The organism is Burkholderia sp. GbtcB21 (assembly GCF_019091065.1).
GTDB classification, from domain to species: Bacteria; Pseudomonadota; Gammaproteobacteria; order Burkholderiales; family Burkholderiaceae; genus Burkholderia; species Burkholderia pyrrocinia_C.
In genome coordinates this window covers 556,399-577,930 of record NZ_JAGXKA010000002.1, presented here as the reverse complement: position 1 = coordinate 577,930, position 21,532 = coordinate 556,399, and the positions used below count along the sequence as shown (strand labels likewise).

General features: G+C 68.3%; 22 protein-coding genes and 1 tRNA gene. 12 read left to right on the top strand and 11 right to left on the bottom strand.

From position 1 onward, the window contains the following. Positions 1-23 precede the first annotated feature (23 nt). From pcnB to hda, 3 genes are read right to left on the bottom strand one after another with little or no spacing between them, the layout of a single operon-like run. Positions 24-1,562 (bottom strand): polynucleotide adenylyltransferase PcnB, encoded by a 1,539-nt coding sequence (gene pcnB / locus KVT39_RS07000; protein WP_217588251.1) that lies wholly within the window; start codon positions 1,560-1,562, stop codon positions 24-26. Positions 1,563-1,567: 5 nt separating this feature from the next. Continuing rightward, on the bottom strand, positions 1,568-2,245 hold the full coding sequence (locus tag KVT39_RS06995; protein WP_034182802.1) for an HAD family phosphatase: 678 nt from the start codon (positions 2,243-2,245) through the stop codon (positions 1,568-1,570). An 11-nt stretch (positions 2,246-2,256) separates the two neighbouring features. Then, on the bottom strand, positions 2,257-2,997 hold the full coding sequence (gene hda, locus KVT39_RS06990) for a DnaA regulatory inactivator Hda (RefSeq protein WP_368858907.1): 741 nt from the start codon (positions 2,995-2,997) through the stop codon (positions 2,257-2,259). A 241-nt stretch (positions 2,998-3,238) separates the two neighbouring features. Here hda and purM point away from each other — a divergent pair, with 241 nt between their 5' ends. Both purM and KVT39_RS06980 read left to right on the top strand, forming a co-directional pair. Then, positions 3,239-4,294 (top strand): phosphoribosylformylglycinamidine cyclo-ligase, encoded by a 1,056-nt coding sequence (gene purM, locus KVT39_RS06985; protein WP_034182804.1) that lies wholly within the window; start codon positions 3,239-3,241, stop codon positions 4,292-4,294. A gap of 101 nt (positions 4,295-4,395) precedes the next feature. Beyond that, on the top strand, positions 4,396-4,791 hold the full coding sequence (locus KVT39_RS06980) for an SgcJ/EcaC family oxidoreductase (protein ID WP_034183413.1): 396 nt from the start codon (positions 4,396-4,398) through the stop codon (positions 4,789-4,791). Positions 4,792-4,825: 34 nt separating this feature from the next. Here the strand turns inward: KVT39_RS06980 and tet(64) are convergent, their stop codons facing one another. Beyond that, on the bottom strand, positions 4,826-6,019 hold the full coding sequence (gene tet(64), locus KVT39_RS06975; RefSeq protein WP_034182805.1) for a tetracycline efflux MFS transporter Tet(64): 1,194 nt from the start codon (positions 6,017-6,019) through the stop codon (positions 4,826-4,828). Between the two features lie 62 nt (positions 6,020-6,081). Here tet(64) and tetR point away from each other — a divergent pair, with 62 nt between their 5' ends. Beyond that, positions 6,082-6,714: a tetracycline resistance transcriptional repressor TetR gene (gene tetR, locus KVT39_RS06970; RefSeq protein ID WP_217588246.1), complete on the top strand. Its 633-nt coding sequence runs from the start codon at positions 6,082-6,084 to the stop codon at positions 6,712-6,714. Between the two features lie 21 nt (positions 6,715-6,735). Here tetR and miaA read toward each other — a convergent pair whose 3' ends face one another. Together miaA and mutL are read right to left on the bottom strand one after the other, a co-directional pair. After that, positions 6,736-7,710 carry a tRNA (adenosine(37)-N6)-dimethylallyltransferase MiaA gene (miaA, locus tag KVT39_RS06965; RefSeq protein WP_217588245.1) on the bottom strand — a complete coding sequence of 325 codons (975 nt, stop codon included), beginning with the start codon at positions 7,708-7,710 and terminating at the stop codon, positions 6,736-6,738. Next, complete coding sequence (gene mutL / locus KVT39_RS06960; protein ID WP_217588242.1) at positions 7,707-9,692, bottom strand: DNA mismatch repair endonuclease MutL; 1,986 nt, start codon at positions 9,690-9,692, stop codon at positions 7,707-7,709. Before mutL ends, miaA begins: the two co-directional genes overlap by 4 nt. A gap of 180 nt (positions 9,693-9,872) precedes the next feature. On the opposite strand from mutL, the gene KVT39_RS06955 reads away from it, so the two are divergent. Further along, positions 9,873-10,556 carry a DedA family protein gene (locus KVT39_RS06955; protein ID WP_034182809.1) on the top strand — a complete coding sequence of 228 codons (684 nt, stop codon included), beginning with the start codon at positions 9,873-9,875 and terminating at the stop codon, positions 10,554-10,556. A gap of 83 nt (positions 10,557-10,639) precedes the next feature. Here the strand turns inward: KVT39_RS06955 and KVT39_RS06950 are convergent, their stop codons facing one another. The 3 genes from KVT39_RS06950 to KVT39_RS06940 form a co-directional block, all read right to left on the bottom strand. Further along, entirely contained in the window at positions 10,640-11,452 is an 813-nt protein-coding gene (locus KVT39_RS06950) for a mechanosensitive ion channel family protein (protein WP_217588241.1), read from the bottom strand. Between the two features lie 211 nt (positions 11,453-11,663). Then, positions 11,664-12,497: a class II glutamine amidotransferase gene (locus KVT39_RS06945; protein WP_217588238.1), complete on the bottom strand. Its 834-nt coding sequence runs from the start codon at positions 12,495-12,497 to the stop codon at positions 11,664-11,666. Between the two features lie 204 nt (positions 12,498-12,701). Continuing rightward, positions 12,702-13,031, bottom strand: coding sequence for a carboxymuconolactone decarboxylase family protein (locus KVT39_RS06940; protein ID WP_034182812.1), 330 nt, complete (start codon positions 13,029-13,031; stop codon positions 12,702-12,704). A 129-nt stretch (positions 13,032-13,160) separates the two neighbouring features. On the opposite strand from KVT39_RS06940, the gene KVT39_RS06935 reads away from it, so the two are divergent. From KVT39_RS06935 to KVT39_RS06900, 8 genes are all read left to right on the top strand, one after another. Next, a complete protein-coding gene (locus KVT39_RS06935) occupies positions 13,161-14,108 on the top strand; it encodes an AraC family transcriptional regulator (protein ID WP_217588237.1) in 948 nt (315 codons plus the stop codon). 105 nt (positions 14,109-14,213) lie between these two features. After that, positions 14,214-14,657, top strand: a complete 444-nt coding sequence (yiaA, locus tag KVT39_RS06930; protein WP_034182814.1) for an inner membrane protein YiaA — start codon at positions 14,214-14,216, stop codon at positions 14,655-14,657. A gap of 139 nt (positions 14,658-14,796) precedes the next feature. Next, positions 14,797-15,861 (top strand): glycosyltransferase family 2 protein, encoded by a 1,065-nt coding sequence (locus KVT39_RS06925; RefSeq protein ID WP_217588235.1) that lies wholly within the window; start codon positions 14,797-14,799, stop codon positions 15,859-15,861. Between the two features lie 58 nt (positions 15,862-15,919). Continuing rightward, positions 15,920-16,936, top strand: coding sequence for a hypothetical protein (locus KVT39_RS06920; protein ID WP_217588233.1), 1,017 nt, complete (start codon positions 15,920-15,922; stop codon positions 16,934-16,936). After that, entirely contained in the window at positions 16,933-17,682 is a 750-nt protein-coding gene (locus tag KVT39_RS06915) for a hypothetical protein (protein WP_217588230.1), read from the top strand. The genes KVT39_RS06920 and KVT39_RS06915 overlap by 4 nt, the downstream gene beginning before the upstream one ends. Next, positions 17,679-18,836 (top strand): hypothetical protein, encoded by a 1,158-nt coding sequence (locus KVT39_RS06910; protein WP_217588229.1) that lies wholly within the window; start codon positions 17,679-17,681, stop codon positions 18,834-18,836. Before KVT39_RS06915 ends, KVT39_RS06910 begins: the two co-directional genes overlap by 4 nt. Further along, positions 18,833-19,450 (top strand): phosphatase PAP2 family protein, encoded by a 618-nt coding sequence (locus tag KVT39_RS06905; protein ID WP_217588228.1) that lies wholly within the window; start codon positions 18,833-18,835, stop codon positions 19,448-19,450. The genes KVT39_RS06910 and KVT39_RS06905 overlap by 4 nt, the downstream gene beginning before the upstream one ends. After that, entirely contained in the window at positions 19,447-20,394 is a 948-nt protein-coding gene (locus tag KVT39_RS06900) for a fatty acid desaturase family protein (RefSeq protein ID WP_217588227.1), read from the top strand. Before KVT39_RS06905 ends, KVT39_RS06900 begins: the two co-directional genes overlap by 4 nt. 174 nt (positions 20,395-20,568) lie before the next feature. On the opposite strand, the gene KVT39_RS06895 is transcribed toward KVT39_RS06900, so the two are convergent. Beyond that, a tRNA-Lys gene (locus KVT39_RS06895) sits at positions 20,569-20,645 on the bottom strand. A 129-nt stretch (positions 20,646-20,774) separates the two neighbouring features. Beyond that, entirely contained in the window at positions 20,775-21,524 is a 750-nt protein-coding gene (gene ybgF, locus KVT39_RS06890; RefSeq protein WP_034182819.1) for a tol-pal system protein YbgF, read from the bottom strand. Positions 21,525-21,532 lie beyond the last annotated feature (8 nt).

Genomic DNA, 21,532 nt, shown 5'->3' with positions numbered 1-21,532 from the left:
TACGTCGTTCGCCGGCGCGTGCGTCAGTCGTCGGAACCGCCCGCGGTGTCCGGTGCCTGCTCGGCAGCACCTTCACCCGGCTTGCGGTTTCGCGCGCCGCCGCGGCGGCGCCGCTTGCGGGGCGATTTTTCCTTCGAGCCGCCCTGCGTGAGCAATGCCTCGCGGGCAGCCGCGTCGCCTTCGATGAAATCCGTCCACCACTGTCCGACATCCGCATCGAGCTCGCCGGATTCGCAGCGTAACAGGAGGAAATCATACCCCGCTCTAAACCTTTGGTGTTCCAGCAGCCGCATCGCGCTGCGGCCCGAGCGTTTCTCGAGGCGCAACTGCAGGCCCCAGATCTCGCGCATGTCGGCCGAATAGCGCTTGTGGATCGCGAGTTTCTCGGTCTGCATGTCGATCACGTCGTCCATCGCGCGATGGAGCGCCGGCACCGGAATCTCGCCTTCGGCCGTGTATTGCTCGAAGCGCTGGCGCATGTCGTGCCACAGCAGCGTCGCGAACAGGAAGCCGGGCGATACCGTCTTGCCGGCGCGCACGCGCGCGTCGGTGTTGTTCAGCGCGAGCGTGATGAACTTCTCGCCCTGCGGCTGTTCGAGCACGACGTCGAGGAGCGGCAGCAGCCCGTGGTGCAGGCCTTCCTTGCGCAACTGCTTCAGGCACGCGAGCGCATGGCCCGACAGCAGCAGCTTCAGCATTTCGTCGAACAGGCGCGCGGCCGGCACGTTGTTGATCAGGTCGGCCAGCGCGTTGATCGGCTCGCGCGTATGCGGCTCGATCTCGAAGCCGAGCTTCGCCGCGAAGCGCACGACGCGCAGCATCCGCACCGGATCCTCGCGGAAACGCGTGGCCGGGTCGCCGATCATCCGCAGCAGGCGGGCGCGCATGTCGGCCATCCCGTCGTGGTAGTCGAGCACCGTCTGCGTCGACGGGTCGTAGTACATCGCGTTGATCGTGAAGTCGCGGCGCGCGGCATCTTCATGCTGCTCGCCCCACACGTTGTCGCGCAGCACGCGGCCGCTCGCGTCGACCGCGTGCGTGCGGCGATCGAGTTCGTCGCGCTTCAGGCGCCTCGGCGGCTCGGCCGACGGGGCAGCCTCGGGCGGCGCGTCGACCAGCGCGCGGAACGTCGACACCTCGATCAGTTCCTGGCCGAACTGCACGTGGACGATCTGGAAGCGGCGGCCGATCAGGCGCGCGCGGCGGAACAGGCGCTGCACCTCTGTCGGCGTCGCGTCGGTCGCGACGTCGAAGTCCTTCGGCGCGATGCCGAGCAGCAGGTCGCGAACCGCGCCGCCGACGATGAACGCGCGAAAGCCTGCCTGCTGCAGCGTGTCGGTCACGCGCACGGCATTCCTCGAGATCAGCGACGGATCGATCTGGTGCACGCTGGCCGGCACGACGGTCGGCTCATGGTTGCTGCGCGGCTTCTTCGCGCCGCCGCGTGCGCTTTTCGTGGGGCGTGGGGCAGCAGGGGCCGCTTCGTCGGCCTGAGCCGCTTCGGGGGGCGTTTGCTGGGCTTCGTCCTGGCCGAGCAGCTTGCGGATGAATTTTTTGATCACGACGTTCAGAATAAATCGAGGATACGCCAGCCGCGGGTGCTTGCATGCGCACGCAGCGTGTCGTCAGGGTTGGTCGCGATCGGGTCGGTGACTTTCTCGAGCAGCGGGATGTCGTTGTGCGAGTCGCTGTAGAAGTAGCTGTGCGCGAAGTCGTCCCAGTGCTTGCCCAGCGACGCGAGCCATGCTTCGGTACGCACGATCTTGCCTTCGCGATAGCTCGGCGTGCCGGTCGGCCGGCCCGTGTACGGCGAATCGGGATGCCCGTCGGTCGTTTCGACCTCGCATGCGATCAGCGTATCGACGCCGAACGCGGTCGCGATCGGGCGCGTGATGAATTCGTTGGTCGCCGTCACGACGCAGCACAGGTCGCCCGCGTCGAGGTGCTTGCGCACGAGTTCGAGCGCGGCGGGTGTCATCGCGGGCCGGATCACCTCGTGCATGTACTGCTCGTGCCATTCGGCGAGCTGCGCGCGCGAATATTTCGCGAGCGGCGTGAGCATCGCCGTCAGGTACGCGTGGATGTCGAGCTTGCCGGCCTTGTAGTCGGCGAAGAATTGATCGTTCTGACGCGAGAAGCTTTCCGCGTCGACGATGCCGAGCTTCACCATGAAGCGGCCCCATTCGTGGTCGCTATCGGTCGGGATCAGCGTGTGATCGAGGTCAAAGAGTGCCAGATTAGTCATGGAAGCGCATTTTACTCGAAGCGGTTCGGGCCCGTGCCCGGTGGTGTGATGTCGTCGCCGGGCCGCGCGAGCATGCGGCGCAGCAGCGGCAGCGTGACGGCGCGTTTCTGCTCGAGCGAGAAGCGGTCGAGCGCGTCGAGCAGCGCCATCAGGCTCGGCATGTCGCGGCGGAAATGGGTCAGCAGGTAGGCGGCGATGTCGTCGGTGAGCGCGATCCCGCGCTCCTTCGCCGCGAGCTTGAGCACGGCGATCTTGCCGGCGTCGGACGGCGGTGACAGGTGGAACACGAGCCCCCAGCCGAGGCGCGTGCGCAGATCCTCTCGCACGTCGAGCGCGAGCGGCGCCGCGGGGCCTGCCGCGACGAACGCGCTCGACGGATGCGCGCGGACTTCGTTGAACAGGTTGAACAGCGCGACCTGCTGCGTGTCGGTCATCCGGTCGCAGTCGTCGATCGCGTAGATGCCGATGCGCGGGGCGAACGTGAACGCGCCGAGCGGGCTCTGCGGCGTCAGGTAGCGCGCATAGCCGTACGACGCGTCGCTCACGAGCGCCTGCAGCAGGTGGCTGCGGCCGCTGCCGGGCTCGCCCCAGATGTAGAACGACCGGTCCGGCACGGGGCCCGCCGCGAGCGCGAGGTCGAGCTTCTGCAGCCGCGTGACGAGCTCGTCGTTCTCCTCGCTCATGATGAAGTTGTCGAACGTGGCGGGCGGCGGCGTGCCGAGATCGAGCGTCAGTTGACGGGACACAGTCACAATGCGGGTCGGTTGAGAATACGCGTGCCGTACGCCGGGCACGCGCCGGGGACCGCGGCTCCATGGGCTGCACGCGCGACCGCACGCACGGCGGCGCGCCGGTTTCGGCGCGGCTCGCTGGGCGATGAAAACGGGGACGTGTTGACCAAGATGCAATCCCTGACGATTCGGTGCTGGGAATTCCGGCCAACGGGCCGGCTTCGGGTAAAATCGCATTTTACCGACCTTCTCGCATTCCCCCATGAATCCTCCGAAATCCGCTCCCGACGCTCAGGGTCTGTCCTATCGCGACGCAGGCGTCGACATCGACGCTGGCGACGCGCTCATCGACAAGATCAAGCCTTTTGCGAAGAAAACCCTGCGCGACGGCGTGCTCGGCGGCATCGGCGGGTTCGGCGCGCTGTTCGAAGTGCCGAAGAAGTATCGCGAGCCCGTGCTCGTGTCGGGCACCGACGGCGTCGGCACCAAGCTCAAGCTGGCGTTTCATCTGAACAAACACGACACCGTCGGCCAGGATCTGGTCGCGATGAGCGTGAACGACATCCTCGTGCAGGGCGCCGAGCCGCTGTTCTTCCTCGACTACTTCGCGTGCGGCAAGCTCGACGTCGACACGGCCGCAACGGTCGTCAAGGGCATCGCGCAAGGCTGCGAACTGTCGGGCTGCGCGCTGATCGGCGGCGAAACGGCCGAAATGCCGGGCATGTACCCGGACGGCGAATACGACCTGGCCGGCTTTGCGGTCGGCGCGGTCGAGAAGAGCAAGATCATCGACGGCAGCACGATCGCCGAAGGCGACGTGGTGCTGGGCCTCGCATCGAGCGGCATCCACTCGAACGGCTTCTCGCTCGTGCGCAAGATCATCGAGCGCGCGAACCCCGACCTGTCGGCCGATTTCCACGGCCGCTCGCTCGCCGACGCGCTGATGGCACCCACGCGCATCTACGTGAAGCCGCTGCTCGCGCTGATGCAGAAGCTGTCGGTGAAGGGCATGGCGCACATCACGGGCGGCGGCCTCGTCGAAAACATTCCGCGCGTGCTGCGCGAAGGCCTCACGGCCGAGCTCGACCAGAACGCGTGGCCGCTGCCGCCGCTGTTCAAGTGGCTGCAGGAGCACGGCGGCGTCGCCGACGCGGAAATGCACCGCGTGTTCAACTGCGGGATCGGCATGGCCGTGATCGTCGCGGCGGCCGATGCCGATGCAGCGATCGCCGACCTGACCGCCGCCGGCGAACAGGTGTGGAAGATCGGCACCGTGCGTGCGACCCGCGAAGGCGAGGCGCAGACGGTCGTGGTCTGACGCACCGCCAGCAGCAGATGCAGCAAGAAAAGCCGCCCGGAGTCGATCCGGGCGGTTTTTTTTCGGGCGCCGCGCGCGGTGCTGATGAAGGAGGGATGACGATGACCGAAGACGAACATGCGATCCGCGAGCTCGTGGAAAACTGGTTCGTGTCGAGCCGGCGCGGCGATCTGGCGACCGTGCTCGACCTGATCGCCGACGACGCGATCTTCATGGTGGCCGGCAAGCCGCCGTTCGACAAGGCGGCGTTCGCGGCCGCGTCGCGTGAAGCGAACGCGGGTGCGGAGCACGCACCGAAGGTCGACGGCCGCTACCGGATCGACGAGCTGCGCGTGATCGGCGACTGGGCGTACATGCGCAATTTCCTCGAGATCGACGCGACGCCGCCGGGCGGCGAAACGATTCGCCGCTCGGGCCATACGCTGACGATCTTCCGCAAGGCCGGCGGCCGCTGGCAGCTCGTGCGCGATGCAAATCTCGTGACGCTCGCGCACTGAGCGCGGCGATGCGTACGGCGGCGCCTGCCGCCGCTCAGGCGGACGGCCGCGGTGCGCCCGCCGGCCGCGTGCCGGCCAGCAACGGCGGCACGAGCAGATAGAGCAGCGCGGCCGCGGCCCACACGAGCCCCGGCCACGTCGCGCGCGTCGCCGCATAGGTCGCGGTGACGACCAGTGGGCCCGCCACGCCGATCAGGCTGGCCACGCTCGCGAGCGTGCCCTGCAGTTCGCCCTGGCGCGCATCGTCGACCTGCCGCGCGAGCATCGCCTGCAGCGCCGGCAGCGTCATGCCGCCCGCCGCGAACAGCGGCAGCAGCGTGAACGGCACCCATGCGGCGGTCGCGAACGCGATCACCGCGAGCCCGAGCGCGTCGCCCGCGAGCCCCAGCGCGAGCGCGCGACGCTCGCCGAGCCGCGCGATCAGCGGCCCGATCGCGAACGCCTGCGCGAGCGCATGGCACGCGCCGTAGCCCGCGAGCGACAGCCCCGCGATCGGCGTCGACCAGCCGAAATGTTCCTGGCCGTACAGGATCCACAGCGTCGCGGGCGCCTGCGATACCAGCGCGACGATCACGTAGATGCCGATCAGCGGCACGAGCGCGGGTGCGCCGCTCAGCCGGCGCAGGCTCGCGAACGGGTTGAGCGCGGCGACCGCGCGGCCTTCGCGGGCCGAGCGCGGCCGCGATTCCGGCAGCGCGCGCCACACGAGCACGAGATTCAGCGCATTGAGCAGCGCGGCCGCGACGAACGGCGCGCGCAGGTGCAGCGCACCGAGCAGCCCGCCGATCAGCGGGCCTGCGATGAAGCCGATGCCCATCATCGCGCCGAGCTGGCCGAAGCGCCGTGCGCGGTCGGGTTCGGCCGTGACGTCGGTGACGTACGCGGTCGCGACCGCCACGTTCGCGCCCGTGATGCCCGCGATTAGCCGCCCCGCGTAAAGCCAGGCAAGCGTCGGCGCGAGCGCCATCAGCAGGTAGTCGAGCGCGGCGCCCGCGAGCGACGCAAGCAGCACGGGCCGGCGGCCGAAGCGGTCGCTCAGCGCGCCGAGCAGCGGCGCGCACAGGAACTGCGCGAACGCGTACAGCGCGAGCAATACGCCGTAGTGCGTGTCGGTGCTGCCCGCGCCGGCGAGCGAGCGCAGCAGGCCGGGCAGGATCGGCATCACGATCCCGACGCCGATCGCATCGAGCAGGACCGTGGCCAGGATGGCAATCAGGGACGGATTCAAGGCGGTGACTCTATCGATGATAGAGTGGCGATTATTCCATAGTTTCCCTATCGGTGATAGAGATGAAGGACACAGGGGCGCGATTGACGCGCGACACGGTATTGCGCGCGGCGCTCGAACTGCTTGATGAAGTCGGTATCGACGGGCTGTCGACGAGGCGGCTCGCCGAGCGGCTCGGCGTGCAGTCGCCGACGCTTTACTGGCATTTCAAGAACAAGGCCGAGCTGCTCGACGCGATGGCCGAAGCGATCATGCTCGAGCGCCACGGCGCGTCGCTGCCGCGGCCTGGCGAAGCGTGGGATGCGTGGCTTGCCCACAACGCGCGCAGTTTCCGCCACGCGCTGCTCGCCTATCGCGACGGCGCACGCCTGCATGCCGGTACGCGGCCGCGTGCGCTGCATTTCGGCTCGATCGAACGCAAGGTCGCGCTGCTCGGCGAAGCGGGCTTCGCGCCGGGTGAAGCGGTCGACGTGATGTATGCGCTCGGCCGCTTCGTGGTCGGATGGGTGCTGGAGGAACAGGCAGAGCAGGACGGTGAGGCCGATGCGCCGCTGCCGGACGCGGCCGAGTATCCGCTGCTCGCGAAGGGCTGGGCCGCGCTGCGCGAGCGCGGCGGCGACGAAGCGTTCGAGCGCGGCGTCGCGCTGATCGTCGATGGCGCCCGAGCGCATCTGGCAGCGCGCCGGCGCGGCTGACGCGGGCTGCTGGCGGCCCGCTCAGCCCGGCGCGCGGCCGTCGAGTACGCGTTCGAGCGCGTCGAGCGCGCGGGCCGTCGAATCCGGCGCGATGCAGTCGACGACGATCCGTTCCGGCATCGCGCGCAGCCAGGTGAGCTGGCGCTTGCACAGCTGGCGCGTCGCGAAGATGCCCTTGTCGCGCATCGTCCGGTAGTCGGTGTCGCCGTCGAGGAATTCCCACGCCTGCCGATAGCCGACGCAGCGCATCGACGGCAGGTCGGGATGGAGATCGTCACGACGGCGCAGCCGTTCGACTTCGTCGATGAAGCCCGCGTCGAGCATCGCGTCGAAGCGCTGCTCGATGCGTGCGTGCAGTACCGCGCGATCCGACGGTTCGAGCGCGACCGGCACGAAGCGGTACGCGGCGGCCGCATCGTCCGCGCGCCGCGGCGCGGCGAGCAGCGCCGACATCGGCTGCCCGCTCAGCATGAAGATTTCGAGCGCGCGCTGGATCCGCTGCGAATCGTTCGGCGCGAGCCGCGCGGCCGTGTCGGGATCGACCTGCGCGAGCCGCGCGTGCAGCGCGGGCCAGCCGTCGCGCGCGGCGTCGGCGTCGAGCTGCGCGCGCACGTCCGGATCGGCGCCCGGCAGGTCGTTGAGCCCCTGCGTCAGCGCCTTGTAGTACAGCATCGTGCCGCCCGCGAGCAGCGGCGTGCGACCGCGCGCGGCGATCTCGCCGATCAGGCGCAGCGCATCCGCGCGGAATTCCGCGGCCGAATACGCATCGGCCGGATCGATGATGTCGATCAGGTGATGCGGCACGCTCGCGCGTTCTTCGCGAGTCGGCTTCGCGGTGCCGATATCCATGTCGCGGTAGACGAGCGCCGAATCGACGCTGACGATCTCGATCGGGCGGCGCGCGGCGAGCGCCAGCGCCGCGGCCGTCTTGCCCGAAGCGGTGGGGCCGAGCAGGCAGGCGATCGTCGTCGGGGTGGACTGCGAAGGAGCGCTCATTGCCCGCGCATGAAGAGACGGTCGAGATCGTTCAGCGTGAGCTGATACCAGGTCGGACGGCCATGATTGCATTGGTCCGCGCGCTCGGTCGCCTCCATCTGGCGCAGCAGCGCGTTCATCTCGTCGAGCGTCAGGCGCCGGTTCGCGCGCACCGCGTGGTGGCACGCGAGCGTGCCGAGCAGTTCGTGCTGACGCTCGGTGAGCACGCGCGAGCCGCCGAACGCGTGCAGGTCGGCGAGCACCGCGCGCGCGAGCGACTGCAGGTCGGCATCCTTCAGCAGCGCCGGCACCGCGCGGATCGCGAGCGTCGTCGGCGACAGCACCGCGAGATCGAAGCCGAGCGATTCGAGCGTGTCGCGTTCTTCCTCGACCGTGCCGATCTCGACCGGCGTGGCCGTCATCGACACCGGCAGCAGCAGCGACTGCACGGCGACCGAGCGATCGGCGAGCGCGTTCTTGAACTGTTCGTACAGGATCCGCTCGTGGGCCGCGTGCATGTCGACGATCACGAGCCCGTGCGCGTTCTGTGCGAGCACGTAGATGCCGTGGATCTGGCCGAGCGCGAAGCCGAGCGGCTGCTCGTCGTGCGCGGTGGCGGCGATCGGCGACGCGCTGAAGCCCGGCAGCGGCGCACCCGGCGCGTCGGCCGAATCGCGGGCGACGATGGTCGTGCCGTCCGGCGTGCCCGCGCCGCTGTCCTTGCGGCCGAACAGCGCGTCGTAGAGCGCGAGCGGCTGCGCGACGGGCAGCGTGCCCTGCGTCATCCGCGCCTGGCGCATCCAGGTGTTGCCCGCCGACGATGACGACGACGGAGACGAGAAGCCGCTGCCGCCGGTGGCCTGGCCGTGGCCCTGGCCGAGCGGCGTGTCCAGGAACGATGCGGGTCCGCGCGGCGCGGGCTCGATATGCGCGGCGTGACCGCCCGCGGTGGTTTCCGGCGACGCGCCCGCGTGGCGCGCGAGCGCGCGCTGGACCGCGTGGAACACGTACTGGTGGATCGAGCGCGAATCGCGAAAGCGCACCTCGATCTTCGACGGATGCACGTTCACGTCGACGGCTTCGGGCGGCAGGTCGAGGAACAGCACGTACGACGGGTAGCGGTCGCCGTGCAGCACGTCCTCGTAGGCCGCGCGCACCGCATGCGTCAGCAGCTTGTCGCGCACGAAGCGGCCGTTGACGAAGAAATACTGCTGGTCGGCGCGCCCGCGGCTCGCGGTCGGCAGGCCCGCGCAGCCGTAGACGGCGAGCGGGCCGGCCTGCTCGTCGAGCGGCAGGTGCGCGGTCGCGAAGCTGTCGCCGAGGATCTTCGCGACGCGCTGCGCGGGCTCGGTCGCATTCCAGTGCTCGACGGCCTTGCCGTTGTGCAGCACCGAGATCGCGACGTCCGGCCGCGCGAGCGCCGCGCGGCGGATCATTTCCAGGCAGTGGCCGAACTCGGTCTGCTCGCTCTTCAGGAACTTGCGCCGCGCGGGCGTGTTGAAGTACAGCTCGCGCACCTCGATCGTCGTGCCGGTCGAGCCGGCGGCCGGCGACAGCACGCCTGTCTGCGCATCGATCTTCATTGCATGCGCGGCGTCGGTGGTCCGGCTCGTGATCGACATCTCGGCGACCGATGCGATCGACGCGAGCGCTTCGCCGCGGAACCCGAGCGTCGCGACCGCCTCGAGCTCCTCGAGCGAGCGGATCTTGCTGGTGGCATGGCGCATCAGCGCGAGCGCCAGCTCGTCGGGCGGAATCCCGCAACCGTCGTCGGTGATCGAGATGCGCTTGACGCCGCCTTCTTCCAGCACGATGCGCAGCGTCGTCGCGCCGGCATCCATTGCATTCTCGAGCAGTTCCTTGACGACCGACGCCGGGCGTTCGACGACCTCGCCCGCGGCGATCTGGCTGATCAGCTGGTCGGGCAGGGGCTGGATCGCGCGCAGCGGGCGCGGAGCAGGGGCGGGCGCGGCGCCCGCGGCCGTTTCGGTGATATCGGACATGGCCGAATTATAGCGAGGCGGCGGATGCGTGCCGGGGCGACCGGCGGTTACGTTTTTTCACGGAGCCTTAAGGTAGTTTCGGTATGATGGCTCCGTCGCGCGCGCCGCCTTGGCCGGCGGGTGCTTCCGCTTTTTCGACCATTCCGGCCCTTTCGCCCTTTCGCCTTCGAGGAATCGCATTTGGATACGCTGCTTCATTTCGTCAACCTTGTCCTGCATATCGACGCATTCCTCGGCGATTTCATCCGGCAGTACGGCGCATGGGTCTATCTCGTCCTGTTCCTGATCGTGTTCTGCGAGACGGGGCTCGTCGTGTTCCCGTTCCTGCCCGGCGATTCGCTGCTGTTCATCGGCGGCGCGTTCGCGGCGACAGGCGAAATGAACGTCGGCGCGCTGATCGTGCTGCTGCTCGTCGCGGCGATCTCCGGCAACACCGTGAACTACCTGATCGGCCGCTGGGTCGGCCCGAAGGTATTCAATACCCATATCCCGGTGCTCGAGCGCTTCCTCGATCGCGCCGCGCTGCAGAAGACCCACTCGTTCTACGACAAGCACGGCGGCAAGACGATCGTGCTCGCGCGCTTCATCCCGGTCGTGCGCACGTTCGCGCCGTTCGTCGCGGGTGCGTCGTCGATGAGCGCCACGCGCTTCCAGCTCTTCAACGTGATCGGCGCGCTGGTCTGGGTGCTGCTGCTCGTGCTGCTCGGCTATTTCTTCGGCAACATCCCGTTCGTCCGCCAGTACCTGAACGTGATCGTGCTGGTCGGCATCGGCGCGGCGATCGTGCCGGTCGCGCTCGGCGCGGTATGGAAGCTCGTGCGCGGGCGGCGGTCGGACCATGCGCAGAAGACGGGTGGGCGCTGAGCGGGGCGCTTCGCTTCCTTTTCGGTGCAAAAAAAGCGCGGCAATTTGAATTGCCACGCTTTTTTTTTCGTCCGGCGACGCAGTTAAGCGTTGCGATGCAAGAGCGGCGTTTCGGGCGTCGGGTATTGCGCGTCGCGGAACGTCTCGATGATCACGCGGTTGGTATCGCAGTACACCTGCCAGTAGTTCTCGGGTGCCGTGGACGGGCGCACGAACAGCAGCGGGCCTTCCGGCGTGAACTGCAGCACGCCGACGTCCGGCGCCGGGTCGGTCAGCACGTTCGGGATCCGCTGGATCGACGTCTTCAGGCGATTGATCGCGTCGACCGCGTCGACGCCGTTCGCGATCTTCGCGGTCAGGTCGACGCGGCGGTGCGACGTTGCGCTGTAGTTCGCGATGTTGTCCGAGAAGATCTTGTTGTTGCCGACGATCGTCACGATGTTGTCGGCGGTGACGATCGTCGTGCCGAACAGGCCGAGCTCCTTCACCGTACCCGTGACGCCGCCTGCGCTGATCACGTCGCCGATCTTGAACGGGCGCAGCACCTGCATGAACACGCCGGCGGCGAAGTGCGCGAGCAGGCCGCCCCAGGCCGTGCCGATCGCGAGGCCGAGGCCGGCGAGCAGCGCGGCGAACGAGGTCGTCTGCACGCCGAAGATCTGCAGGATCGCGAGGATCAGCAGGATCGTCAGCAGCACGCCGACGACGGAGGTCAGGTAGTCGGTGAGCGTCGGGTCGACCTTGCCACTGCGGCGTACGACCTTGCCGAGCAGGCGCGTGCCGATGCGGATCGCCCAGCGGCCGATGAACCACAACACGATCGCGGCGAGGAGGTTGAGGCCGAAGTCGAGGCCGCGGGTCATCAGGAATTGCTGGGCGGTGGCGAGGTCGGGCATGGAGTCTCCGGGAGTGGGAAGGGTGAAGATCGAACGTAAGGGGGCTCGATCGATGGGCCCTTTATATCCGACGCGGCGTCATGAGACAACGGGCCTGGTGGTCGGCGCGTTCATCAACGCTTTCCGGAGACCTCGATCCGCAACGATTCCTTATATCTCTGTCTATTTGCGGTTCGTGCGCCGCGCCTGACGGCGCGCACGGCGCCGGCCGTTACTTCTGCCGCGGCCCGAACGGCCGCTGCTGCACATCGGCCCCGTGCGCGACGATCGCCATGCCCTCCGGCACTTCCTCCCACGCGCCGCGCAGGTCGACGAGCGGTTCGGACACGACCATGAACGCGTCGTCGCCGACTTCGGCGATGCGCGGGTCATGCGGATACAGCTCGTGCAGGTGCTTGAACGACGTGCTGTGGAACAGCGAACGCGATTGCCGTTCGCTCGAGTAGCGCACCGCGATGATCCGTTCGCCGTCGGTCGCGCAGACCGTCATGTTGAGCGGGTCGGCCACGCGATGCCGCGCGGCGGTTTCCTCGACCATGCCGGCCATCCGTTCGAGCGCCTGCAGCGGCGTCTGCTCGAGGCCGTACGTCAGCGCGAGGCGGAACATCAGCTCGGAATCGGTCGAGCCTTCGAGCGTCGGGAACAGTGCTGGATCGACCTTCATCGTCAGGTCGCGGCGCAGCTTGTGGAAGCCGCGGATCAGCCCGTTGTGCGCGAACAGCCAGCGGCCGTGGCGGAACGGGTGGCAGTTGGTTTCCTGCACGGGCGTTTCGGTCGCCGCGCGGATATGCGCGATGAACATCCGCGAGCGGATCGCGCGCGCGGCTTCGCGCAGGTTGCGATCGTTCCACGCGGGATGCACGGAGCGATAGCGGAACGGCAGTTCGTCGGGGTGCCCGTACCAGCCGATGCCGAAACCGTCGCCATTGGTGGTCGTGGCGCCGAGCTCCGAATGCAGGCTCTGGTCGATCAGCGAATGCTTCGCGCGGAACAGCACGGTCTCGAGATGGATCGGATTGCCCGTATAGGCGAGCCAGCGGCACATTGAGCGCTCCCTCACGATGAATCGTTCGCGCATGGTAGCCGACTTCGCCGCGCGGCCGCGTCTGCGGCCTGCCGGCACGGTTGTCCGTGCGAGCGCGCTGCCCAATGCTCATATGTAACGCACGCGCATGCGCAACCGCCCGGCCAGGCGGCCGGGCGTCGCGCAGCGAGGCGGCCCGCGACGGCGCCGCCGCGGCCGTCATGCTCAGTCGCCGAGCGCGTCCATCACGCGCGCCGAATAGACGAGCGCGGCACCCGCATTCAGCGCAATCGCGACGCCGAGCGCTTCCGCCACTTCCTCCCTGGTCGCGCCATGCTTTGTCGCTTCGGCCGTGTGAACGGCGATACAGCCGTCGCAGCGCGTCGTGACGGCCACCGCGAGCGCGATCAGCTCGCGCGTTTTCGCGTCGAGATGGCCCGTCTTGGCGCCGGCCCCTGCCAGCGCCTGGTAGCCGGCCAGCGTATCGGGCGACAGCTTGGCGATATCGCCGATGCGCGTCGAGAGTTCCTTCCGGTATTCGTTCCAGTTCAGCATGATGCGTCCTTTCGAGTAGAGGTGAGGAGGGCGGCGGGCGCCGCGATCTCGGGCGATGCAGGGCTATTCTGATCGTTCGCGCTGAGGGTTTCGATACGTTAGAGTGTCAATTTTTAGCGCGATCGTCTCATGGATGCATTGAGTCAACTGTTGTCGCTGGGCCGCAGCCACGTCGAGCTCGACGTGCGCTGCCTGCTCGACGGGCCGTTCGCGATGCCGCACGACCCGCTGCCGCCCGGCGAGGCGGCGTTCCACCTGCTGCTGGCCGGCACGTGCCGGCTGCGTACCGCCGACGGGCGCACGCTGCAGCTCGCCGACGGCGATTTCGTGCTGCTGCCCGCGGGCGGCGCGCACGACCTGCTCGACGCGGGAGCCGGCCGGTCGTGGCCGGTCGCGCCGCTGCGCGAACCGGACGCCGCCGGCGGCGCGGTGGTCCCGGTCAAGTCGAATCTCGATCCGGCCGAATCGGGCAGTGCGAGCGTGGACCTGCTGTGCGGACGTTTCGTCTATGCGCGCGGCGCGGGCGAACTGCTGATGCGCACGCTGCCGCAGGTGCTGCACGTGGGGTTGCGCGAGGCGTCGGGGTTCGCGCCGCTGCAACTGCTGACGAGCGTGCTGCGCAGCGAGGCGTCGAATGTGCAGCCGGGCGCCGGCGCGATCGTGAATGCGCTCGGCCAGGCGCTGCTCGCGTATGCGTTGCGCGCGTACGGCCGCGACGCGCGCGTGCCGTCCGGCTGGCTCGCGCTCGCGGCCGATGCGCGGCTCGGCCCGTCGGTCCAGGCCGTGCTGCAGGCGCCGGAGCAGCCGTGGACGGTCGAGTCGCTCGGCGACGCAGCGGCGATGTCGCGCGCGACCTATGCACGGCATTTCCGCGAGAAAGCCGGGATGAGTGTCGGCGCGTTCGTCGCGCAGATCCGGATGATGCATGCATGCGCGCTGTTGCAGGATACGCAGCGCGGGCAGGCGGAGATCGGCCAGGCGGTCGGTTATCAATCCGAGGCGGCCTTCGGCAAGGCGTTTCGCGCGGTGCTCGGCACGACGCCCGGGCGCTGGCGGCGCGCGCAGCGCGGAACGTAAGACTGCAGGCGAGGTCGTCTTGTGGCGAGCGCCAAAGCTGCTACCATGCGCGAAACGCAGTTCAACGAAAACGATTTCGAACAACAAGAAAGAGAGGGCAAAGCAATGAACCAGACCACCATCCAGCAGCCGTCGTTCGCATTCGTGGCCGCGTCGTGGGCCGCACTGATCGCAGGTTTCGCGGCATTCCTGATCGGGCTCTGGAATGCCGGCATGCAGCTCAACGAGAAGGGCTACTACTTCACCGTGCTGGTGTTCGGCCTCTATGCGGCGATCTCGCTGCAGAAAAGCGTCCGCGATCGCGCGGAAGGCATTCCCGTCACCGGCATCTACTACGGCATCAGCTGGATCGCGCTGCTGCTGTCCATCGCGCTGCTGGTCGTCGGCCTCTTCAACGCAACGCTGCAGCTGAGCGAGAAGGGCTTCTACGCGATGTCGTTCGTGCTCGCGCTGTTCGGCGCGGTGGCCGTGCAGAAGAACACGCGCGACCTGCAGGGCGCGAAGCCGCGTTATACCGACGCCGATTCCGCGCCGTCCGTCCAGGAGTAACGGCACACGGGGCGGGCGCCTGCGAAGGCCGCCCGTTTCGAGACGACGCCAGCTGCGCCCCGCATTCGCCGGTGTGCCGCAGGCTCCCCGTCCATTCGTTTCAACCGTGCCGCTGCGCATGACGATGGAGATATTCAGGATGCCAGACATCACAGACATCGCACCGCGCACGCGTGCGGCAGCCCGTGCCGTGGCCGCGAAGGCCGCGCTCGTGCTGGAGACGAACAACCTGCGCGGCGGCGCCGGCCTCGCACAGGCCGTCGACAGCCTGAAGCGCCTCGTGTCGGCGCTGTCGAAGCAGACCGTGCCGCCCGCGGCACTCGCACAATGGATCATCACGCACGACGGCTTGCCCGCCGATGCGTGCGCGCAGATCGTCGCGCTGGCCGGCCGCCCGATCGACTTCGTCGAGATCGGCGCGAGCACCGGCTACTACGATGCGAAGAACGACGGCTTCGATCGCGTCGACGCGGCTCGCTGCGACATCGTTGTGTTCGGCGATGCCGATTGCCGGCCGGCCGGCGACTGGCTCGAGCACCTGCTTGCACCGTTCGCACGCGATGCCGGCGATGCACCCGTCGCGGTGGCGGGGCGGACCAGCTATGCGCCGAACGTGCTCGGCATCGCGCTGACGTCGATCGATTTCATGTATTTCCCGAGCCCGCTGCGCGACGGCGCGACACGCAACTTCTACGCGAACAACGTCGCGTTCCGGCGCGACGTGTTCGCGCAATTCCGCTACGAGCCGCTCGACGGCGTCTATCGCGCGCATTGCCAGGTGATGGGGCTGCGGATGCAGGCGGCCGGCGTGGCCGTCGAGTTCGCGCCGGCCGCGCACACCGAGCATCGGCTGCCGGACACGCATCGCGAATCGCTGAAGCTGCGCTGGATGCGCGGCGAGGACAGCGTCGGGTTGACGCCGTATCTCGTGAACGCGTACCTGCCGCGCCAGTGGCAGTGGCTCGGCCGCAGCGGCCCGCTCGGCCCGTTCTGCGTGATGGCGATGCGGCTCGGATACAGCCTGCGCGCGCTCGATCGCCAGCAACTTCCGCGGCTCGGCGCCGTCCGCTATCTCGCGGCCGTCGGCGTCACGATCGCCGCGTCCGCCGTCGATACGCTCGGCGCGCTCGCGCGCGGTTTCGGTCTCGCGGGACGGGCGTCGGTCCGGCGCGATCTCGAAGCGCTGTCCTATCACCGTCATTGAAACGGCGCCGCGCACCGCGGCTCCGCCACTCCGACTCCCTGCATTCATCCCGACGACCATGCCTTCATTCGCCACCCGAGTTGCCTGCCTCGCCCTGTTTGCCGCCAGCGCCGGCGCCCATGCCGCGCCGGTCGATCACGCGGGGCGCGGGATCGTCCACTTCGCGTCGCAAAGCGGCTGCCCGTTCGCGAACGCGGCCGCGACGGACTGCAATCGCGTCGCGCTCGATGCGCCCGACGTTCACGCGAGCATCGATACCGACGCGCACGCGATCGTCTTTTCGAGCGACGCGAATCGCCGCACGAAGGACGTGCTCGGCGACGTGCTGCTGCAGGGCACGGGCGTCGACGGCGACGGCCGGCGCGTGCCGTTGAGCGTCCACGTGCTGCTGCGTCGCGACGGTGCGAAATGGGGCCGCGACGTGTACGTCCATGCGCCGGTGCACGGCAAGTTCACCGATGTCCGGATCGATCCGTATCGCGTGCGCGTGAAGGAGGGCGACGGCGAGCGCGACGTGCTGACGCCGGACGAAACGCTCGCGCTGCTCGCGCATCCGCCGCTGGCATCGCGGCTCGCGCGGCATCTCGTGAAGGTGAGCGCGACCGATCCGAAGCAGCCGTCAGCCGACGACATCACGATCGCGCTCGGCGTCGGCGGCCTGACGAAGCCGGTCGCACGAGCGAGCTTCACGTCGAACGCGCCGCACGATGCGGACGTCGATCGCGCACTCGCGGCCGGCACGTGGTCGATTCGTTTCGAAGCACTGAGCAATCACATTCCGGTGTGGGTCGCGCGGCGCGAGCTGTTCCTGTTCGGTCTCGACGGCAGCGCGCTGTTGAAGGAGGTGCGCGAGCGCGGTTTCAGGAAGAACGACCGGATCGAATTCGGCGCGCGCGGCGGCAGCGGCTATCTGCGCGTGAACGGCCGCGAGGAGGCATTCGCGGGCGCGGCCGCATCCGCGCATGCGTTCATGCAGGAAAGTTTCGTCGGCCTGATTCTCGGCTGGCGTCGCGATCCGGCTGCCGCTGCGGCATCCGCGGCGAAATCCGCGTCCGCACCGGGCGTGCCGGCATGACAGCGGCAAGCGAACTGCCCGCATCGCCGCAGGCGATGCACGGCGAGCGCTTCGACTGTCTCGATGCGCCCGTGCCGCACGGCGCGGCGCGGGTACGTGCGTATCTCGTCGATCGCATCAAGCGGGCGGCGATCCGGCAGCTTCATCGCAGCACGCATGGCGAGCGCTGGATGCTGCGCATGTACCTGATCGGCGAAGAAGCGACCGAGTGCGCGTTGCACGACGACTGGACCGGACAGCCGCCGGACTGGCTCGCGCCGCGCATCGAGCAGCATCTCGCGGACGAGCGCCGCCACGCGGCCGCGTTTGCCGAGGCGCTGCGCCTGCGCGGTGTCGCGGCTTCGACGGAGCCGCACGAGCCCGACTGGCTGAGCCGGCGCAAGATCCTGCGATGGCGCCGGCTCGCGCAGCGCTACGCGCCGCAGTTCGCGCAAGGCGTGCTCGTGCCGGCCTATGCGACGGGCCTGTGCGCGGAACAGATGGCGATGCGCGTGCTCGCGCGTCACTGCGCGACGATCGGCGACGCGCATCCGCTGTATCCGCTGCTCGCGCGCGTGCTCGCCGACGAGACGCGGCACGTCCGGCTCTGTTCGGACACGCTGCGCCGTCTCGTCGCGCCGTCCGAGGCGGCGCATCTCGCCGCGTTGCTGGACGAGATCCGCGCGATCGACGCCGGTTTCGGCGTGACGGGGGCGCTGGCGATGTACGCGGCCGGCTGGATCCAGTCGCTTCGCCCGCGCGCATGATGCCGCGGATCGTCTATCTCGCGACGGCCGACGCGCGCGGCCACCTGATGCGCGCGCAACTGCTCGTGCATGCGTTGCGCACGGCCGGCGCGCAGGTCGACGTGCTGACGACGTCCGATGCGGGGCAGGCATTCCTGTCCGCGTTCGGCATCGATGCATGCGTGCTGTCGCGTCACTACGCGGTGCAGTTCGACGCACGGCAGAACATGCTGCGCGATGCGACCGATCGCAATGTCGCGCACTACGTGTTCAGGCCGACGCGCATGCTGCGCGACATCGCGCGGCTGCGTGCGATCGTCCGCGATGCAGATCTCGTGATCAACGACTCGTTTCATCCGGCGCTGCTGTTCATGGGTGCGATGCCGGGCTGGCGGCGCCGCATCGTTCACGTGTACGGCGGCAGCCTGCGCCGTGCGCTGACAGCGAATTTCGATGCGCGGCTGCCGCGTGCGCTGGCGCGTGCGTTTGCGCGGATCGTCGACTGGCAGATCGATTCGGCGCGGTGCTGCATCGAGCACGATTTTGCGTACGAGGTGACCGACGCTGCGCAGCGATCGCGCGAGCATTGCAGGTTGCCGACGCCGGTGCCGGTCGTCGCCGAACTGCCGGCTTCAGAGCCGGCTGCCGCAGCCGTTTATCTGAATCCGCACTTTCGCGATGTCGCGCTCGCCGATGCGCTGTCGGCCGGCATGCGCGACGCGGGGCTCGCCGCGCACCGCGTGGGCGAGGGTTACGCCGGGCACGACGGCTGGACCGGTGTCGATACCGACTGGGCGATGCGTGCCGCGCACGCGCCGCTGATCGTGTCCGCACCCGGAATGGCCGCGCTGTCGATCGCGCGCGTATATCGCCGCCCGATCCTGCTCGTGCTGACCGATCAGCCCGAGCAGGCGAGCAATGCCGCGCGCGCGGCACGGCTGCAGCTCGTGCATCGCATCGTCACGTGGCGCGGCGATGCGGCCGCGTTTCGGCAGGAGGTCGGGCAGGCCGCTGCGGACCTGATGCGCAATCCGGGTACGCGAGCGGGAACGATCGCCGGCCGCGAGCATGCGTGTGCGTGCGTGGATGCGTGGACGTCGCGCATCCTCGCGCTGCGGCCGCATGCACGGACGGCCGATGCGGATCCCCGATGCGAGGCGCCGGCGCCGCGATGAACACGATGCTGCTTCGTGACGATCGTCGACCCGATATCCGGCAGATGCTGGCCGCGACGTTCGGCATGACCGCGGGCCTCGCGATCTTCTTTCTGCTGGAGCGCAGCGTCACGCCGCGCTACGTGTTCGCCACGCCGATCGATGCGCGGATTCCGTTCATAGCATGGTCGTGGTTCGTCTATGTCGGCTTCTTTCCGTTCGTGATTGCGCTCGCCGCGTATGCACGGCCGCCCGCGTTCGCCGCGTTCAAGGAGGCCGTGCTGATCGCATTCGTGCTCGGTGTCGTCTGCTTCATGCTGTTTCCGGAAGCCGTGCCGCGGCCCGACGTCGCGGAGATCGGCAATACGTTCGTGCGCCACCGTCTCGCGCGCATGTGGCAGCTCGATCTCGCGGCCAACGGTTTTCCGAGCCTGCATGTCGCGGTGACGTGCCTCGCGTGCCGGATGCTGACAGACCGGCGCCGGATTGCGGCGGTTGCGATCGGCGTGCTGATCTGTGCGTCGACGCTGACGCTCAAGCAGCATACGGTCGCCGACGTACTGGGTGGCGTGGCGCTCGCGACGGTCAGCGCGCTGTGGGTCGAGAGGCGTTTGCTGCGCAGGAGGCTCGCGTGACGGATGTGCGTGTTCATCATGCCGGCCAGAATGCGGGGCTTGCGCGGTTCGTGCCCGATCCCGCGCTGTTTCGCGTGAACGCGTCGCGTGTCGGCGCGGCGCTGGCAGGCGACTGGCTGATGATTGCCGCTGCGTTCGCGGTGGCGATCGCGTTTCCGCATCCGCTCGTGTACGCATTTGCCGCGGTCGTGATCGCGCGCAGCCAGCTTGCGCTCGCGGTCATGATGCACGAAGGCGCGCACGGGTTGCTGGCACGGAACCGGCGCGTCAACGACGTGCTGGGCCAGTTGTTCGCGGCCGGCCCGCTGTGGCTGTCGCTGCGTACGTATCGTGCCGGCCATCTGAAGCATCATCGCGCGCCGATGCAGCCCGACGACCCCGTCGCGTTGCTGTTCGGCGTGCACGACTATCCGGTGACGCGTGGGCGGCTGATCGGCCGCCTGCTCGCGTACGCGTGCGGGATCGGCTACGTGACGAGCGTCGTGAAGCTCGCGCGCGGCGAGTTTGCGCACGCGTTGCCGAAGGTCGGGAAATCGCTTGCGTATGCGGCATGGGAAGTCGCGTCGATGCTGGCCGGCAACGGCTTGCTGTTCGGCGCGCTCGTGCTGGCCGGACATCCGCTGTTGTACATCGGGTTGTGGGTCGTGCCGTCCGTCACGCTGTTGCCGCTCGCCGGGCAGGTCCGGGCGATCTTCGAGCACGCGGGGCTGCCGGCTTGCGACGACCAGAGCCGCAACGCGCGCACGATCGTCCGGCGTTCGTGGCAGACGTTCCTGTTCGGGCCGCACGCGATCCATTTCCATATCGAACATCACCTGTACATGCGGATGCCGTTTCATAACCTGCCGGTCGTGCATCGACAACTCGCGCAGCGGCAGTTGTTGCCTGAAGGCAATCTGTACGCGGGATACGGTGCGGTGCTGCGTGACGTGAGCGTGCGCTGACTTGCGAGCGGGGATTGTGCGGTTGTATGCGCCGGGGCGACGGTGGACGAGGATGCCGGATGCTTGCGCGCACAATCGGATACGAAGTGAAAATTTCGAGCCCGACACGGCAAGAGGCAGACGCAAAAAAGCCTCCACGCGGGAGGCTTCAATTGCAACTATCGAAAAGATAGATGGTAGGGTGGGAGGGACTCGAACCCTCGACTCTCTGATTAAAAGTCAGATACTCTAACCAACTGAGTTACCACCCCACGTCCTCAAAAACTGCTCGAGAACGAGAAAAACGGCTTCAGGCTGTAGCTGATGCGGCTTGCTTGCGACCCAAAGAGCAAAAGATTATAGCGATGGATTTTCGGTGAGTCAACAATCCGCCACGATAATTATTTGATCGTTTCGAGCTTGCCCTGCGCCGTCTGCGCCGCGTTCGACCCGGCGTACTGCGACACCACCTGCTCGAACGTCTTCTTCGCGGCCGCCTTCTGGCCTTGTTCGAGCTGGTTCGTACCGATCGCCACGAGCGCATCGGCCGCGCGCGGGTGTTGCGGGTACTTGCTGACGATCCCTTGCCACGTCGCCGTCGAACCGCGGTAGTCGCGCAGCGCGTATTGCGCGTTGCCGAGCCAGTACTGCGCGGTCGGCTGGTGGGGGCTCTGCGGATACTTCGCGATGAAGCTGCGGAACGAAGCCGCCGCCGCCTTGAAGTTGCCGTTGCGGAACTGCTGCTGCGCCGCGTTGAGCGCATCCGTTTCACCCGGCTGCACGGTGCCTTCGACACCGTCGATCGTCGCCTGCTGCGGCTCGAACTTCTTGAGCCGCGTGTCGAGATCCTGGTAGTACTCCTTTTGCTGCCGCTCGAGCGTCGTCAGCCGGTTCGTCAGGTCCTCGTTCTCGCCGCGCAGCGTCGCGACCTGCTGGTTCAGCTGGTCGAGACGGCCGGATTGATCGAGGATCGTACGCTGGGCGGCGGACAACTGGCTCGCCAGGTTGTCGGTCTTGCTGCGCAGGTCGAGCACGGCGCGGCGCGCTTCGTTGTCGTCGAACACGCCGGCGTGCGCCGGCGCGGCCGACCACGCCGCGCCGGCGACGCAGAATGCTGCGGCAACGCGCAGCCAGGATACACGATGCGTCATACGGCGAT